This window comes from Sorangium sp. So ce426 (genome assembly GCF_051475585.1).
Lineage (GTDB): Bacteria > Myxococcota_A > Polyangia > Polyangiales > Polyangiaceae > Sorangium > Sorangium cellulosum_B.
Genome location: NZ_CP150341.1, coordinates 510,028 through 523,237 on the forward strand (window position 1 = coordinate 510,028; position 13,210 = coordinate 523,237).

The following is a 13,210-nucleotide window of genomic DNA, read 5'->3' on the forward strand; positions in this document are numbered from 1 at the left end:
GCAGCCCGGGGCGCCGGCTCACGCCACGTCCTCCCGGCTCATCCGGAGCAGCCACAGCGGGGCCAGCGCCTGCGACAGGCTCCGCACCAGCGACGACTCGGCATATCCCATCACGTAGTCCTCGATCTCGATCGGCGCGGTCGCGCCCGGGCGGCGCGGCGGGTCGAACCGGACCCGCCGCACCACCGGAAGGAGCTCGGCCGGGTTCGGCGGGAGCGCGCGCCCGAGCCGCGCCGCCTCGTCGAACGCCGCCTGCCGCTCGATGTGCTCCCGGACCGCGCCCGCCGGCGAGAGGCCCGGCCGGGCCGGCAGGACGCGCACCCGCACCACCTCGGGGCCGCGCGAGAGCGACGTCCAGACGTGGGCGCCCGTCTCGAGCTCGAAGAAGTCCATCACGCACAGGCCCACGACGCTCAGGACGAGGAGCTCCGCCCCGCGCCCGGGGGCGGCGAGCATCGCCTCGAGCCCCGCCGCCCCGCGGCCCTGCTCGACAACGCGGGCGCGCCCGTCACCGTCGGACGCGCTGCCGAGGGGCGCGCACGCCCACCCCTCCACCTCGCCCCCTGCCTCGCCGTAGGCGCGCGCGAGCGCCTCGAAGAGCCCCTCCTCGGGCTCGTCGCGCGCGCCGGCCGGCCCCTCGTCGAAGCGCGCCGCGCGGAGCAGCTCGATGAGGACCGCGTGCTGGCCCGGCTCGTCCACCTTGCGGAGGGCGCGCCGGAGCGCGTGGCCCTCCGCGATGCACTCCAGGACCTCCTGCTTCGCCGGCCGGCGCAGCGGGCCCGGCAGCTGGCGCCGGTGGAACAGGCGCACCCGGGAGCGGCTCCACTCGTCCTCGACCGTCACGTAGCCGAACCGCCGCACCTCCAGGTCGAGGTGCTGCTGCTCGTCGTCGTCGCCGCTCCGCCGCCGGACGAGGTCGATCCGCTCGCGGAACGCCTGGATCGCGCCGCGCATGGCGTCGAGGTTGTAGACCGCCTCCGCGTGCCCGTGCGCCTCGGGCCCCTCGGCGGCGGTCCGGCCGTGCTCCGCGAGGTGGTAGCAGATCCGCTCGGAGAGGCGCGCGAGGCCGTCGCTCCGATCGAGCGCGTCGACGAACTCGAGCAGCGGCGAGAGCTCCGCCGTGAGCGCGCCGAGCGGCCTCGCCATGAGCGGCGCGAGGGCCCACGCCGCGGCCGCGGGCTCGGCCTCCGCGAGCGCCTCGCGGTGCAGCGCAAACGCGGGTGACGCGAGTGACCCGGGTGACGCGGGTGGCGCGGGCGACCCGCGGGGCGCGGCGCCGTCGCCCGCCGCGGCGGCGCCGTCGCCGCGCGCGGTCGTGAAGATGCGGATCACCTGCATCGCGGCGGGCGCGCCGCGGGTGAGCGCGTCGCTCAGCAGCGATCCGATCTCGTCCTCGATGAACCGCTTCACCGAGCGGGCGCCGTCCTCGGCCACGAACGCCTCGCGCGCGATCCGCTCGGCCACGCCGGCGCCCCGGCGCACGAAGACGCTCCGCTCGGCGAGGCCGCGCCGGCCGAGCAGCCGATCGAGCTCCTTCTCGGCCACCCGCACCGCCACCTCGGGCGTCAGCGGCCGGAACGGCACGACGCGATCGATCCGGTTGAACAGCTCCGGCGGGAAGAAATCGCGCACCGCCCGCGCGACCTCCTGGGCCGACTCCTCCGCGATCGCGAGCGCCCGCGCCTCCGAGAGCCCCGCGCCGCCGAAGCCGACCAGCGCCCGCGACCGCGCGCCCAGGTTGGACGTCATCACCACGACCGCGTGGTGGAAGTGCGCGGGCCTCGCCGCGGCGTCCGTGAGCCGCCCGTCCTCGAAGAGCTGGAGCAAGAGGCCGTGCACCGACGGGTGCGCCTTCTCGATCTCGTCGAGCAGCACCAGCGAGAACGGCTGCTCCCGCACCCGCTGCGTCAGGAGCCCGTCGGGCGCGTAGCGATCGCCGACGAGCCGCGCCGGCGCGTCCGGGCCGCTCTGCTCGCTCATGTCGAAGCGGAGCAGGCGCGACGCGCTGCCGTAGATGAGCTCCGCCATGCACCTGGCGAGCTCGGTCTTGCCGGTCCCCGTCGGCCCGGTGAAGAGGTACACGCCGTACGGGCGCCGCGGATCCACGAGGCCCGCCTTGATGCGCGCAACGAGGTCCGCCGCCGCGCGCACGGCCTCCGGCTGGCCGATCACCCGCCGGCCGAGCTCCTCCTCCAGCGCGCCGGCGTCGAGCGGCTCGTCGCCACCGAGGAGGAGCCGCGGTACGCCTGTCTTCTGCGACAGGAGCCGCAGCACGTCCTGCGAGCCGATCGGCCGCGGCGCGTGGCCGCGCGCCGGCCCCGGCTCCCCGGAGGGCGAGGGCGTCGCGCCCGCGCGGACGACCTCGCGCAAGAGGTCGATGGCCTTGCCCGGCAGCGCCTGCGACGAGAGGAGCGAGCCGCCGAGGTCGAGGATCGTCCGCAGCACGTACGGGCTCACGCGGGCGGCGTGGCGTTGCTCGAGCGCGCGGACCTCCCGCACCATGAGGCGGAACGTCTCGGAGGGCGTCGCCTCGGGGAGGAAGAGCGGCGTGAACAGGGCCGCGAACGACGGGGACTCCTGCTCGAGGAGGCGGAACGCCTCGGGGGAACACTCGCCGACCATCACGATCTCGCGGCGGGAGAGCGGGCCGCGGAAGAAGTCGGCGAGCGAGCGCTCGCTCTCGCGCGACCTGCCGATCCGGCCGAAGTGGTGGAGGTCGTCGATGACGAGGATCGCGCCGCGGCTGCGCGCGTCCTCGACGAGCTCGACGCACCGCTTCTCCCAGTCGCCGAGGTGGCTCATCCCGGCGATGAGCCTGCGGCCGCTCACGGCGAAAACGTCGCGGACGCGGTCGAGGTTCTTGTGCGCGCCGTACCCGTCGGCCGCGAGGAGATCGAGCACCGCCCGGTGGATCAAGGTCGTCTTGCCGCACCCCGGCGGGCCGACGACGACGACGGGCTGCGCCCTGCCCGCGCCGAGCAGCAAGGCGAGCTGCTCGCGCTGCGGCGATCGCGGTACGCCTGCGTCGAGGTTGCCCTGGGCCGCGCGCTGCGTGAGGCTCACGCCGAGGCTCGGCAGGACCTTGAGGCCCCGGCGCTTCTTCCAGCGGAACGCCGGATCGGCGCCGGTGTCGTCGTCGCCCGGGCGCTCCGGCAGGTCCGCGAGCGCCGAGCGCGGGGCGCACGAGAACGACAGCGCCGTGATGCGCTCCTTGCCCCGGCTCCAGAGCCGCGCGATCTCGTCGTCGTCGAGCGCGGCCCACGCGACCTGGAACAGCGCGCGGAGCTGCTCGTCCAGCGGGAGATCCTCGCGGATCGGCGCGGCCTCGCCCTGGCGGGCGGGGTGGTAGGCGAAGACGACGCGCTCGTGCTCCGAGGCCCAGCGCGGCTCGAGCACGACGGGGCAGAGCCCGCTCACCTTGCGCCGCTCGGCGGCGCCGGAGAGCGTGAGCTCGAGGCGCACCTTCTCGAGCCGGATGCCGCGGGGGAACTCGAGGCGCGCGAGCTCGGCCGCGCGCGCCTTCTCGAAGACGGGCCTGAGCTCCTCGGTGAGCAGGCGCCGGACGCGCTCCGCGTGCCGCCCCTCCCGCGAGCGCGTGCTCGGGCCGAGGCCGAGCGTCACGCACTCGACGTTCGTTGTCCGCCGTTCGAAGAGCGGGATCGTGAAGTGCACGGCCTCAGGGTAGTGGCTCTGCCAGGTCAGGCGTCGGGCAAATCATCCAGCGCCGGGCCGTCCCCGCCCGCGCTGAAGTACTCGCTCCGATCCAGCCCGCTCCCCTCGTCCTCGAACAGGAGCAGGTGCGTCAGCGCGACCTCGTCGAGCCGCTCCCAGTACCACGCCGGATCCATCGCGAGCCGCGCCCTGCGCCCCGCGATCAGCGCCGCGCCCTCGACCTCGTCGAGCTCGCGCGCGGCCGCCCCGCGCCGCCGCGCCGCGGCCGAGCCCGCGGGCGGCGGGGCGAGCGACCTGTGCTCCCACTGGTCCTCGGCGATGTCGGCCGCGTGCGCGACGAAGTGCACGAACACGTGCAGCCGATCATCGCCAGGCGCCTCGCCCGCGTCCCGCTTGCGCGCGACCACCCGGTGGAGCCCCCGCTCCAGCGAGAGGAACGCCCCGGCGTACGCGCCGGTGCAGCGGAGGAGCACGCTCCGGAACCCGCGCTTCGGCTCGTCGAGCGCGTCCAGCACGTCGCCCGGAGCGCGCGGCGGGCCCCACCGCCGGCTCGCGGGCCACGCGCCGTCGCCGGGCCCGGCCCGGTCGCCGTCGATGTGCAGCGTCGCGCCCCACCCGCGCCGCGGGAGCTCCTTGAGGAGCGGCGCGAGCCACCGCTCGAACGCCCCCGCGTCGAGCTCCTCCAGGATCAGCGTGATCGCGTCGCGCCGCGACTCGGTCGCGACGAGCGCGCGGGGCAGCACCTTGCGCACGCCCTCCCACGCCGCGCGCGCCTCGCCCGCGAGCCCGCGCACCTCCTCGCCCTCGAGCAGCGCCATCAGGGCGAGCTCCTCGACGCCGTGCATCTCCTCCTGCGCGCGCTCGAGCTGCCCCCAGAGCTCGCTCAGCCGGTGGTGCTCGGCCTGCAGCGCCGCGGCGTCGATCTCCTTGCGCCGATCGCGCGACGGCCCGCTCGCGAGGCTCAGCTGCGTCAGCAGGAAGTCGAGCTGCTCCCTGAGCTGCTCGAGCGGCCCGAGGCCCATCCACCGGTCCACCTCGCGCCGGAGCTCGCCGACCTGCTCGACGCCGAACGCCTGCTGCGCGGCCTTCGCCGCGCGCCGCCGCCGCGCCGCGAGGCGGAGCGCTGGCGTCTCGGCGCGGGCGACGACGGCGCCGTCGGCGGGCGCCGCCGCTTCCGGCTCGCCCGCCTCGGTCACCCACACCGTGAGATCCCGCGCGTCGCCCCCGAGCTTCGCGAGCAGCCGCGCGAGCGGCGCCGCGAGGTGCTCCTCGACGTGGCGCCGCAGCGCCCGCGCCCCGTACGCCGGCGCGTGGCCGTCCTCGGCGAGCCGCGCGAGCGCGCGCTCCGACACCTCGAGCGCGACGCCCGCCTCGGACAGCCCGCGGCGCTGGGCGAGGCGCTGCGCCGTGAGGCGCGCGACCTCGGCGAGCTCCGCCCGGGTCAGCGCCCGGAACGGCACCACGCGATCGATGCGGTTCACGAACTCCTGCCGGAACGCGCCCGCGACGACGCGCTGGTAGTGCGCCTCGTCCAGCGCGGCCTGCTCCTCCGGGGCCTCGGCGCCTCGCTCGCCGGCGAACCCCGCCCGCGCGCGCCGCTCCGCCGCGCCGAGGTTCGACGTCATGATCACGATCGCGTTGTGGAAGTACGCCGTCCTGCCGCGCGCGTCGGACAGGCGCCCCTCGCCGAGCACCTGCAGCAGGAGATCGAACACGGCCCGGTGGGCCTTCTCGATCTCGTCGAGCAGGAGCACGCAGAACGGCTGCTCGCGCACGCGCTGCGTGAGCAGCCCGCCCGCGCCGTCGGTCCCGCGGATCAGGCGATCGGCCGCGCCCTCGCTCGAGAACTCGCTCATGTCGAACCGCGAGAGCCGATCGGGCGAGCCGAAGAGCAGCCCGGCGAGCGCGCGGGCGAGCTCGGTCTTGCCGACGCCCGTCGGCCCCACGAAGAGGAACGCCGCGAGCGGCTTGTCCGGCGGCGAGAGCCCCGCCTTCACCACGGCGATCGTCTCGGCGAGCGCGCGCACCGCGCGCTCCTGCCCGACCACGCTCGCGCCGAGGTCGCGCGCCACGCGGTCGACGCGGAGCGGGAGATCGTCGCGCAGCAGGAACGCCGGCATCCCCGTGCGCATCGAGAACAGCTCGTAGAGATCGCTCCGCCCGAGCGTGACCGGCTCCCCCTGCGCGGTCCGCTCCCGCTCGTGCACGGCGCGCAGGTCCTCGTAGAGGCGGACCGCCTTGCCCGGGAAGGCGCTGTACGGCAGGTAGCGCTCCGCGAGATCGACGAGCGCCGTCAGCGCGTCGCCCGCGACAGCGGGGCGGTGCGGCTCGACGCGGCCGTCGCGCTCGGCGCGCGCGGCGAGCGCCTTCCGCGTATCGGCGGCCGAGAGCGGATCGATCCGGACGCGGCTCAGGCCCGCGAAGAACGCCCAGTGCCGCCCCTCGAGCGCGTCGAGCCGGTCGTCCCGGAGCTCGCACAGGACGCGCACCCGCCCCTCGTCGAGGTAGGGCCGCATCGCGCCGGCCAGGTCCACGTGCCCCCCGTCGACGCGCTCGGCCAGGAGGTCGTCGAGGTTCTCGAAGTAGAGCACCGCGTCGAGCGCGGCGGCGGCCTCCATCACGCCGTGGATGCGCTCCTGCCACTGCCCGAGCCCGCTCATGCCCGCGATGAGCTGCGCGCCCGACGTCGCGTAGACGAGCCGCGTCTGGCGGGCGACATACGAAAGCGCGAGCGCGGTCTTCCCGGCGTGCTCCGGGCCCACGAGCAGCACGCCGAGGCGCTCCTCGCCGTCGAGCAGCGCCGCGAGGCGCGCGAGCTCCGCGTCGCGGCAGGCGAGCGGCGGCGTCGCGAGCGGGCTCCGCTGCGCCGCCACGTGGAGCGGCGTCGCCACCGCGACGAGCGTCTCCACGGCCTTCTTCCGCCGCGCGCGCTCCACGATCGAGGCGCCGCGCGGCCCGTGCCCGCCCGCGCGCTCGGGCTCGGGCAGCGGCGCGTGGAGCACCTCCAGGCGGTGCGCGCTCCCGGGCAGGAGCCCCAGGTGCTCCCACGTCGACAGGACCTGCGACGCGAGCAGCCGGCGCACCTCGTGCCGGATCGCCGCCTCGATCGGCTCCCCCGCCTCCACGTAGAACGCGTGCCCGAGGCTCGGCACGAGCACCCACGCGTCGCGATCCCCTCGCTCCGCCGGCGCCTCCGTCTGCCCGCGCGCGTCCAGCTCGCCGGCCGGCACGACGACGCAGGGGAAGCTCACCGGCACCTCGTTCCGCAGCTTGCGCGGCAAGTCGTCGCGCGGGACGGGGACGCTCACGGAGAGGAGCCCTGTCCCTCGCGGGAACGAGAGTCGGGAGACCGCCTCGGGCCGGGCGCGCGCGGCGTGCTCGCGCAGGAAGAGCTGCTGCTCGACGAGGACGTCCTCGTCGCGGCCGAAGCTCGCGACGCCCGGCGCCGCGACGGGGAAGGCGAGGCACGCGCCGTCGAAGCGCTCGCGCACGAAGACGAGCGCCCTCGCGGTGCGCCCCTCGCTCGCGTCGCGGGCCCCTTCCGCGGACGCGCCCGCTCCGTCCTCTGGAGCGGGCGCGGATCGCCCGTCGTCGCTGGAGCTCGTGCTCATCCGAGAGGGCGGATCAGAGCCGATCCGCCCTCCCGGCGCAATCTGGTGATCAGCGTAATCAGCGTGATCCGCGTGATTCGCTCACGTCGGGTCGGCCTTGGGCGTGGTCGGCCCGCTCTTGGGCAGCTCGGGCTGCTTGATGTAGTCGGTCGGGAGATCGCCGGTGAGCGCCTTGAGGAACGCGACGATCGCCTTCACCTCTTCGGGCTTGGCCTCCACGCCGAGCTGGTGCCACGCCATCTTGGTCACCGTCTCGTCGAGCGTCGCGATCGAGCCGTCGTGGAAGTACGGGAAGGTCTTCTCGACGTTCCTGAGGCTCGGGACGCGGAAGAAGAACTTGTCCTTCTCGTCCTTCGTGTGGTCGAAGCGCCCGTTGTCCTTGAGGCCGGGGAACTCCTTCACGAGGCCGAGCTTCTGGAACGTCGAGCCGCCGACGGCGACGCCCGTGTGGCAGGTCGGGCACCCGAGGGAGATGAACTTGTGGAACCCGGCCTTCTCCTCGGCGGTAAGGGCCTTGTCGTCGCCGCCCAGGAACTTGTCGAAGCGCGACGGCGTGACAAGGCCGCGCTCGAACGCGCCGATCGCCTTGGCCATGTTGTCGTAGGTGATCGGCTCCTTGTCGTCGGGGAAGGCCGCCTTGAAGAGCTTCACGTAGTCGGGGATCGACTTGAGCGTCGTGATGACCCGCTTCTCGTCCGGCATGGCCATCTCGACGGGGTTCAGGATAGGCCCTTTGGCCTGATCCTCGAGGGTGGCCGCCCGGCCGTCCCAGAACTGGGCGATGTGGGGGCCCGCGTTGTACGCAGAGGGCGAGTTGCGGCCGCCGAGCTGGCCCTTGTGCCCGGAGGAGAACTGCTTGTTGTCGACGCCGTAGGTCGAGAGGCCATGACACGAGTTGCAGGAGATATCGTGGTTCTTCGAGAGGCGCGTCTCGTACCACAGCATCCTTCCCAGGGTCACCTTGTCATCGGTGATCGTGTTCTTGTCCGTCTCGAATTTTGCGGGCAGGACCTGGAAGGACTTGACGTCCTTCGGATCGAAGACGAGCGGCTTCACGTCGCTTGTCGCCGCGGCGGTCGCGCCGGGCTTCGCCGTGTTCGAGGCCGGGGGGGCCTTGTGCTCGTAGTCCGCGGATCGTTCGCAGGCGCCCAGCCCGGCGGCGATGAAGAGCACACTGATGAGAGATGAGGGCCAACGCATGAGGTCTCCTGGCTCGTGAGGACGCCGTCCACGGTATGAGAGAGCCGCCGTGGACGTCAACGCGCGGCGCGGCCGCGCCGCCGGCCCGCTCGCCGGCCAAGGCGCGGTGCTGGCGGCGGTCGCGGGGGGCGCCCCCGGGTGATGGGTGTTACCGGCCGGTTGCGACTCGCGGTCTCGAAGGTAGCGCAATGGATGTCGAGGTGCCTCCTGCGCGCCTATCTCCTCCGAGGTGCGCTTCTCCGTTTCGCCCGATTTCTCCGAGGTGGTGCGCGGCGCGCTCGCGCGGCCTGCGGGGTGTAGCGGGCGAGCTGCGGTAGAGCGGAAGCGTGGGAGCGCGGAAACGCCGGAGGGCGGAAGCGTGGGGGCGCGGAAACGCCGGAGGGCGGAAGCGCGGGAGCGCGGAAACGCCGGAGGGCGGAAGCGCGGGAGGCGGGAGCGGGGACGATGCGAGGCCGACCGGCGAGGGGCCCTTGCGCGCCCGGGGGGCGCCGGGCAACCCTTTCGGCCGTGCAATCGCCGATCGACAGCGGGGTCGTGCTCATCACCGGCGCGTCGTCGGGCATCGGCCGCGCGCTGGCGCACGAGATCGCCCGGCGCGCCCGGGCGCTCGTGCTGGTCGCGCGCCGCAAGGATCGCCTGGAGGCGCTGCGGGCCGAGCTCGCCGCGGCGCGCCCGGCGCTCGCCGTGCTCGCCTTCGGCTGCGATGTCACCGATCGGGCGGCGGTCGACGCGATGCTGCTCTCCGTCGAGGCCGAGGTCGGGGGGGTCGACGTCCTCGTCAACAACGCCGGCTTCGGCGACATCGGCGTGTTCGATCTCTCCGCGTGGTCGCGCACCGAGCAGATGATCGCGCTGAACGTGACGAGCCTCGCGTACCTCACGCACCGGCTCGTCGGCCCGATGGTGTCGCGCGGGCGCGGCGCGATCGCGAACGTGAGCTCCGGCTTCGGGCTGACGTTCGGGCCCGGGATGGCGTCGTACGTCGGCACGAAGCACTTCGTCACGAGCTTTACCGAAGCGCTCCGCCTCGACCTCGCCGGCTCCGGCGTGCGGGTGACGCAGGTCTGTCCGGGGCCCGTGCGGACTGAGTTCAACGAGGTGGCCGGCAACTTCACGGGCCTCGAGCCTCCCGCGCTCCTGTCGATCTCCCCGGAGCGCTGCGCGCGCGCGCTGGTCCGCGCGGTGGACCGCGGCCGCGCGCTCGTGGTGCCCGGGGCGGTGGCGTGGCTCGTCATCCACCTCGGCGTCCTCTGCCCGCGGTGGCTGCTCCGGCTCGCCTACTGGCCGATCGCGCGCGTGCTGCGGAAGAAGCAGCTCGCGGTGCGCGACGCTCCGGCGCCGCCCTGAGGCGCGCGTCTCGGCGGCCACGGTCGCCGCGGCGGCGCGCCGAGGCGCAGGACCTGGGCGCCGCGGCGAGAGCTGCGGACCAGACGGTTCATCTGCGGTCGTGTCCGCCCTCGTGGTAGCGTCTTGCGCCGCTCGTCGAGCTCCTGAGGAGGACCACGGATGAAGAAATATCGGTGTCTGGTGTGCGGATTCGTCTATGACCCGGGGGTCGGTGACCCCGACACCGGCATCGCGCCCGGGACCTCGTTCGAGGACCTGCCCGACTCCTGGATGTGCCCGGAGTGCGGCGCGACCAAGGCCGATTTCGAGCCGATCGACGAGTGATCGATCCGAGCCTCCGCGCCGTCTCGGCGCGCCTCGCGAGAGGCGGCGCGGAGACGCCGGCAGCGTGAGCACATCGGCTGCGCGGTTTCCCCGCACCGATGTGCTCTCCTCGGACTCGCGCCGCGCGCGGTCCCGGGGGGCGCTTCACCCCATCCCCCACGGATCGGCCTGACGCACGCGGCGGGGTGAGCGCCAGGCGCAGCCGCGCGGGAAGCGCTGCGGGGCACACGGCGACGTCGACGAGCGTCCTGCGGCGGGTGCTCAGCGCAGCGCGCTGCGAGCGGCCCCCGTACTGACGGGAGCGCCGCATCGCGGTCACCTCGCACCCGATCCAGGCGCTGGCCACGCTTCTGCGCGAGCGCGCACGCTCTCGGCGGACCGCTTCTGGTGCGGTCGCACGCTTTCGAGAGCGTGGCGATGGCGTGGAATTAAGAAGAACGGCTAAGAAAGAGGATTGAGCTGCTTCGAGGGTGGACCTGACAGGGATCGAACCTGCGACCTCTAGAGTGCGATTCTAGCGCTCTCCCAACTGAGCTACAGGCCCTCGCTTTCGAGAGCGCGGACTCTACTCGCCGGGACGCTCCTGTCAAGCATCGATCGCGGTTTTCTCTCCGCCGCCTGTCTGTCGTTGGGGGGACCCTGGGCGCCCCACCAGGTCCCCCTGCTTGCCGTGCTTCCCCTGGTTCCCCGCGTTCCCCGCGTTCCCCGCGCCCTAGTTGGCAAGGCTCGGCGGCTCCGCCTGCGCGCGCGCCTGGGCCTTCGGGTTCTGGAAGAGGAAGAGCTTCTCGCGCTCCTCCCCGTAGCTCTCCGTGCTGCCCCACTTGGGGTTCCAGTCCTTCACCCAGTACACCTCCCCGGAGACGATCGCGTCCTCGGGCCGGCCCGTGCGCTCGGGGTAGCGGTAGATGTACTCCTTCATCGCGTCCCGGTACGCGGTGTTCGCCGGCAGCTTGATGCGGGCGAAGTAGTCGCACCAGATCTGGGTGTACGCGAAGCTCTTCGCGTGCAGGAGGTCGAAGTTCGGCGGCTCGCCGGTGAAGGGGTTGATGTGGCGGCCGTCGACCGTGATGGCGTCGACGACGATCGTCCCGTCGTCCATCACGGGGTTCGGTGAGAACATGAACCAGCCCTGGAGGAACCGGAGCTTCTGCGACAGGACACGCGTCGGCTCGGGGTGAGGCACCTTCCAGCGGTTCTTGATGACCCAGAGCTCGACCGCCGCCTGGTTGACCGCGCCGACGAACATCACGAGCACGGCGAGCTCGCGGAACGTCGCGAGCACCTTCCGGCCCGCCAGCCGGAGCGGCGCCGGCGGGGGCGCGATCTCGGAGCGCTCCGGGAGCCGCGCGCCGAGCGCCCGGCCCAGGCTGCGGCGGTGCGCCGCCGCCATCGCCGCGGTCGCCGCGTCGCGCACGAGCGGCAGGCGGAGCACCCACGCCACCGTGGGGCCGAGCGGGATCGCCGCGACGATGTCGGCGAGCGCCGCCGCCCCTTCGGCCGCCTCGCCGCCAGGACGCCGCGCCGCGAGCCCGAAGGGCGCGGAGCTCGACGCCTCGAAGGTGAGCAGGCCGAACCGGTCCATCCGCTTCAGCATGCGGCAGGCGAGCACGGCGCCCGGCGACCGCGGATCGAACAGCACCACGCGGGCCCGGTGCACGCGCCGCATCGTGCGCGCGGCGATCTCCCAGTCCTCGCGGCTGATGAGGAGCGTGGAGAACACGCAGAGCGCCCACGCGAACGGGCCCAGCACGAACGTCGTGCCGAACCCGACGTGGAGCAGGTTCATCATCACGAGCGTGAGCCGCCGCGCCCACACCCGGCCGAGGGGCGACAGCAGGCACACCGGGATGGCCGCCTCGAACGAGATCACCATCCTCGTCATGAACAGGATGAGGAACTTCGGCGCGTAGTCGCGGATGTCCGCCACGATCGGCGTCACCATCCGGTCGACGTAGAGAACGAAGTGGACCGCGGTCCCGTTCTTCCAGGCGGGGCCGGTCTTGTGCACCACGTTGAAGAAGTAGATCGCCGAGAGCTGGATCAGCAGGACGGGCCCGAGGACGGTCACATAGGCGTCCGGCTTCCGGGGGTCGTCGAGCGTGGCGCGGTCGTTCAGATCGTCCGCGGTCCGCTCGCGGCTCCGCTTCAGCGACGCGAGGAGCGCGTCGACGGAGAAGCGATCGCCCATCGGCAGGAAGCACGTCCAGAGCAGCAGCAGGTTGTGGACGACGTAGCCGCCGTTCTCGATGAGCAGGACGCGCCCGTTCATGCTCGTGACGAACACGAGCGAGAGCACCTGCATGAGCTTCGTCTTCCAGCCGATGAGCAGGCAGACGTAGGTGGCGAAGATCACGGCCCAGAGGACCCAGAGCTCGCCCGGCGTGGAGAAGGCGTTGACGAGCGAGAAGTTCCCGCCGCCCTGCGGGCGCCAGAGGTTCACGTGGTTCGGCAGGACGCCGATGTCCGCGAACATGTCGGACCACGCCCAGCTGCGGCGGAACAGGTCGCCGATCAGGAAGAAGCCGAGCAGGATGCGCGTGAAGCCGAGCGTCCGCCGGTCGAACGTGAAGAAGCTGTCCCGGAGGATGTCCCACATCGAGGGCCCGCGCGGCCGCGGAGGCGGCTCCGGCGCCGCGCCGTCTTCCTCGTCGTGCTCGCCTTCCGCGGCGCCGTCGTCCTCGGCGGCCGCGTCGCGCTGCGCCGCGCGCGCTGCGCCGTCGCCCGCGCGCGCTGCGCCGTCGTCCGCGCGCGCGCCCTCGCCCGCGCCGGAGCCCCTCGCGGCGGCGGCCTCCGGGCCTGCTTCGCGGCTCTCGCCGGGGTCCTCGTTCCGGAGCGCGCCCTCGGGCCCACCCTCGTCGCGATCGTCTTTTGCGTTCATAAGGCGTCGAGATCGATGCTGCGCGAGCGGAGCGCTCGCCGTTTCCATCCCCTACCTACCGCAACCGCGCGGGCGCCGCACGAGGCGACCAGGGGCGCGACGTGCGAGCGCGCCGGGTCGCGCCCTGTGGGCAGGATCGCGACCGCACGGCGCGCTTGATGCGCGCGGCGCGGGACGG

6 protein-coding genes and 1 tRNA gene are annotated in these 13,210 nt (G+C 73.7%); 2 read left to right on the plus strand and 5 right to left on the minus strand.

Features of this window, described 5'->3' with window-relative positions:
• Positions 1 to 18: 18 nt before the first annotated feature.
• The 3 genes from WMF44_RS01945 to WMF44_RS01955 all read right to left on the minus strand — a co-directional run bounded on the left by WMF44_RS01945 (position 19) and on the right by WMF44_RS01955 (position 8,483).
• Complete coding sequence (locus WMF44_RS01945; protein WP_437297421.1) at positions 19 to 3,672, minus strand: AAA family ATPase; 3,654 nt, start codon at positions 3,670 to 3,672, stop codon at positions 19 to 21.
• Positions 3,673 to 3,698: 26 nt separating this feature from the next.
• Positions 3,699 to 7,283, minus strand: coding sequence for an AAA family ATPase (locus WMF44_RS01950; RefSeq protein ID WP_437297422.1), 3,585 nt, complete (start codon positions 7,281 to 7,283; stop codon positions 3,699 to 3,701).
• A gap of 81 nt (positions 7,284 to 7,364) precedes the next feature.
• Positions 7,365 to 8,483, minus strand: a complete 1,119-nt coding sequence (locus tag WMF44_RS01955) for a cytochrome-c peroxidase (protein ID WP_437297423.1) — start codon at positions 8,481 to 8,483, stop codon at positions 7,365 to 7,367.
• A 507-nt stretch (positions 8,484 to 8,990) separates the two neighbouring features.
• Here WMF44_RS01955 and WMF44_RS01960 point away from each other — a divergent pair.
• Both WMF44_RS01960 and rd read left to right on the plus strand, forming a co-directional pair.
• Positions 8,991 to 9,830 carry an SDR family NAD(P)-dependent oxidoreductase gene (locus WMF44_RS01960; RefSeq protein WP_437297424.1) on the plus strand — a complete coding sequence of 280 codons (840 nt, stop codon included), beginning with the start codon at positions 8,991 to 8,993 and terminating at the stop codon, positions 9,828 to 9,830.
• A gap of 159 nt (positions 9,831 to 9,989) precedes the next feature.
• A complete protein-coding gene (rd, locus tag WMF44_RS01965; protein ID WP_012232973.1) occupies positions 9,990 to 10,154 on the plus strand; it encodes a rubredoxin in 165 nt (54 codons plus the stop codon).
• A 471-nt stretch (positions 10,155 to 10,625) separates the two neighbouring features.
• On the opposite strand, the gene WMF44_RS01970 is transcribed toward rd, so the two are convergent.
• Positions 10,626 to 10,698: transfer RNA gene (locus WMF44_RS01970), tRNA-Ala, on the minus strand.
• A 168-nt stretch (positions 10,699 to 10,866) separates the two neighbouring features.
• A complete protein-coding gene (locus WMF44_RS01975; protein ID WP_437297425.1) occupies positions 10,867 to 13,032 on the minus strand; it encodes a hypothetical protein in 2,166 nt (721 codons plus the stop codon).
• Between the last annotated feature and the right edge of the window lie 178 nt (positions 13,033 to 13,210).

Excerpts from the sequence above, each read along its gene's own strand:
- WMF44_RS01950 (WP_437297422.1), bottom strand. The coding sequence starts at position 7,283 with ATGAGCACGAGCTCCAGCGACGACGGGCGATCCGCGCCCGCTCCAGAG.
- WMF44_RS01955 (WP_437297423.1), bottom strand. The coding sequence starts at position 8,483 with ATGCGTTGGCCCTCATCTCTCATCAGTGTGCTCTTCATCGCCGCCGGG.
- rd (WP_012232973.1), top strand. The coding sequence starts at position 9,990 with ATGAAGAAATATCGGTGTCTGGTGTGCGGATTCGTCTATGACCCGGGG.
- WMF44_RS01975 (WP_437297425.1), bottom strand. The coding sequence starts at position 13,032 with ATGAACGCAAAAGACGATCGCGACGAGGGTGGGCCCGAGGGCGCGCTC.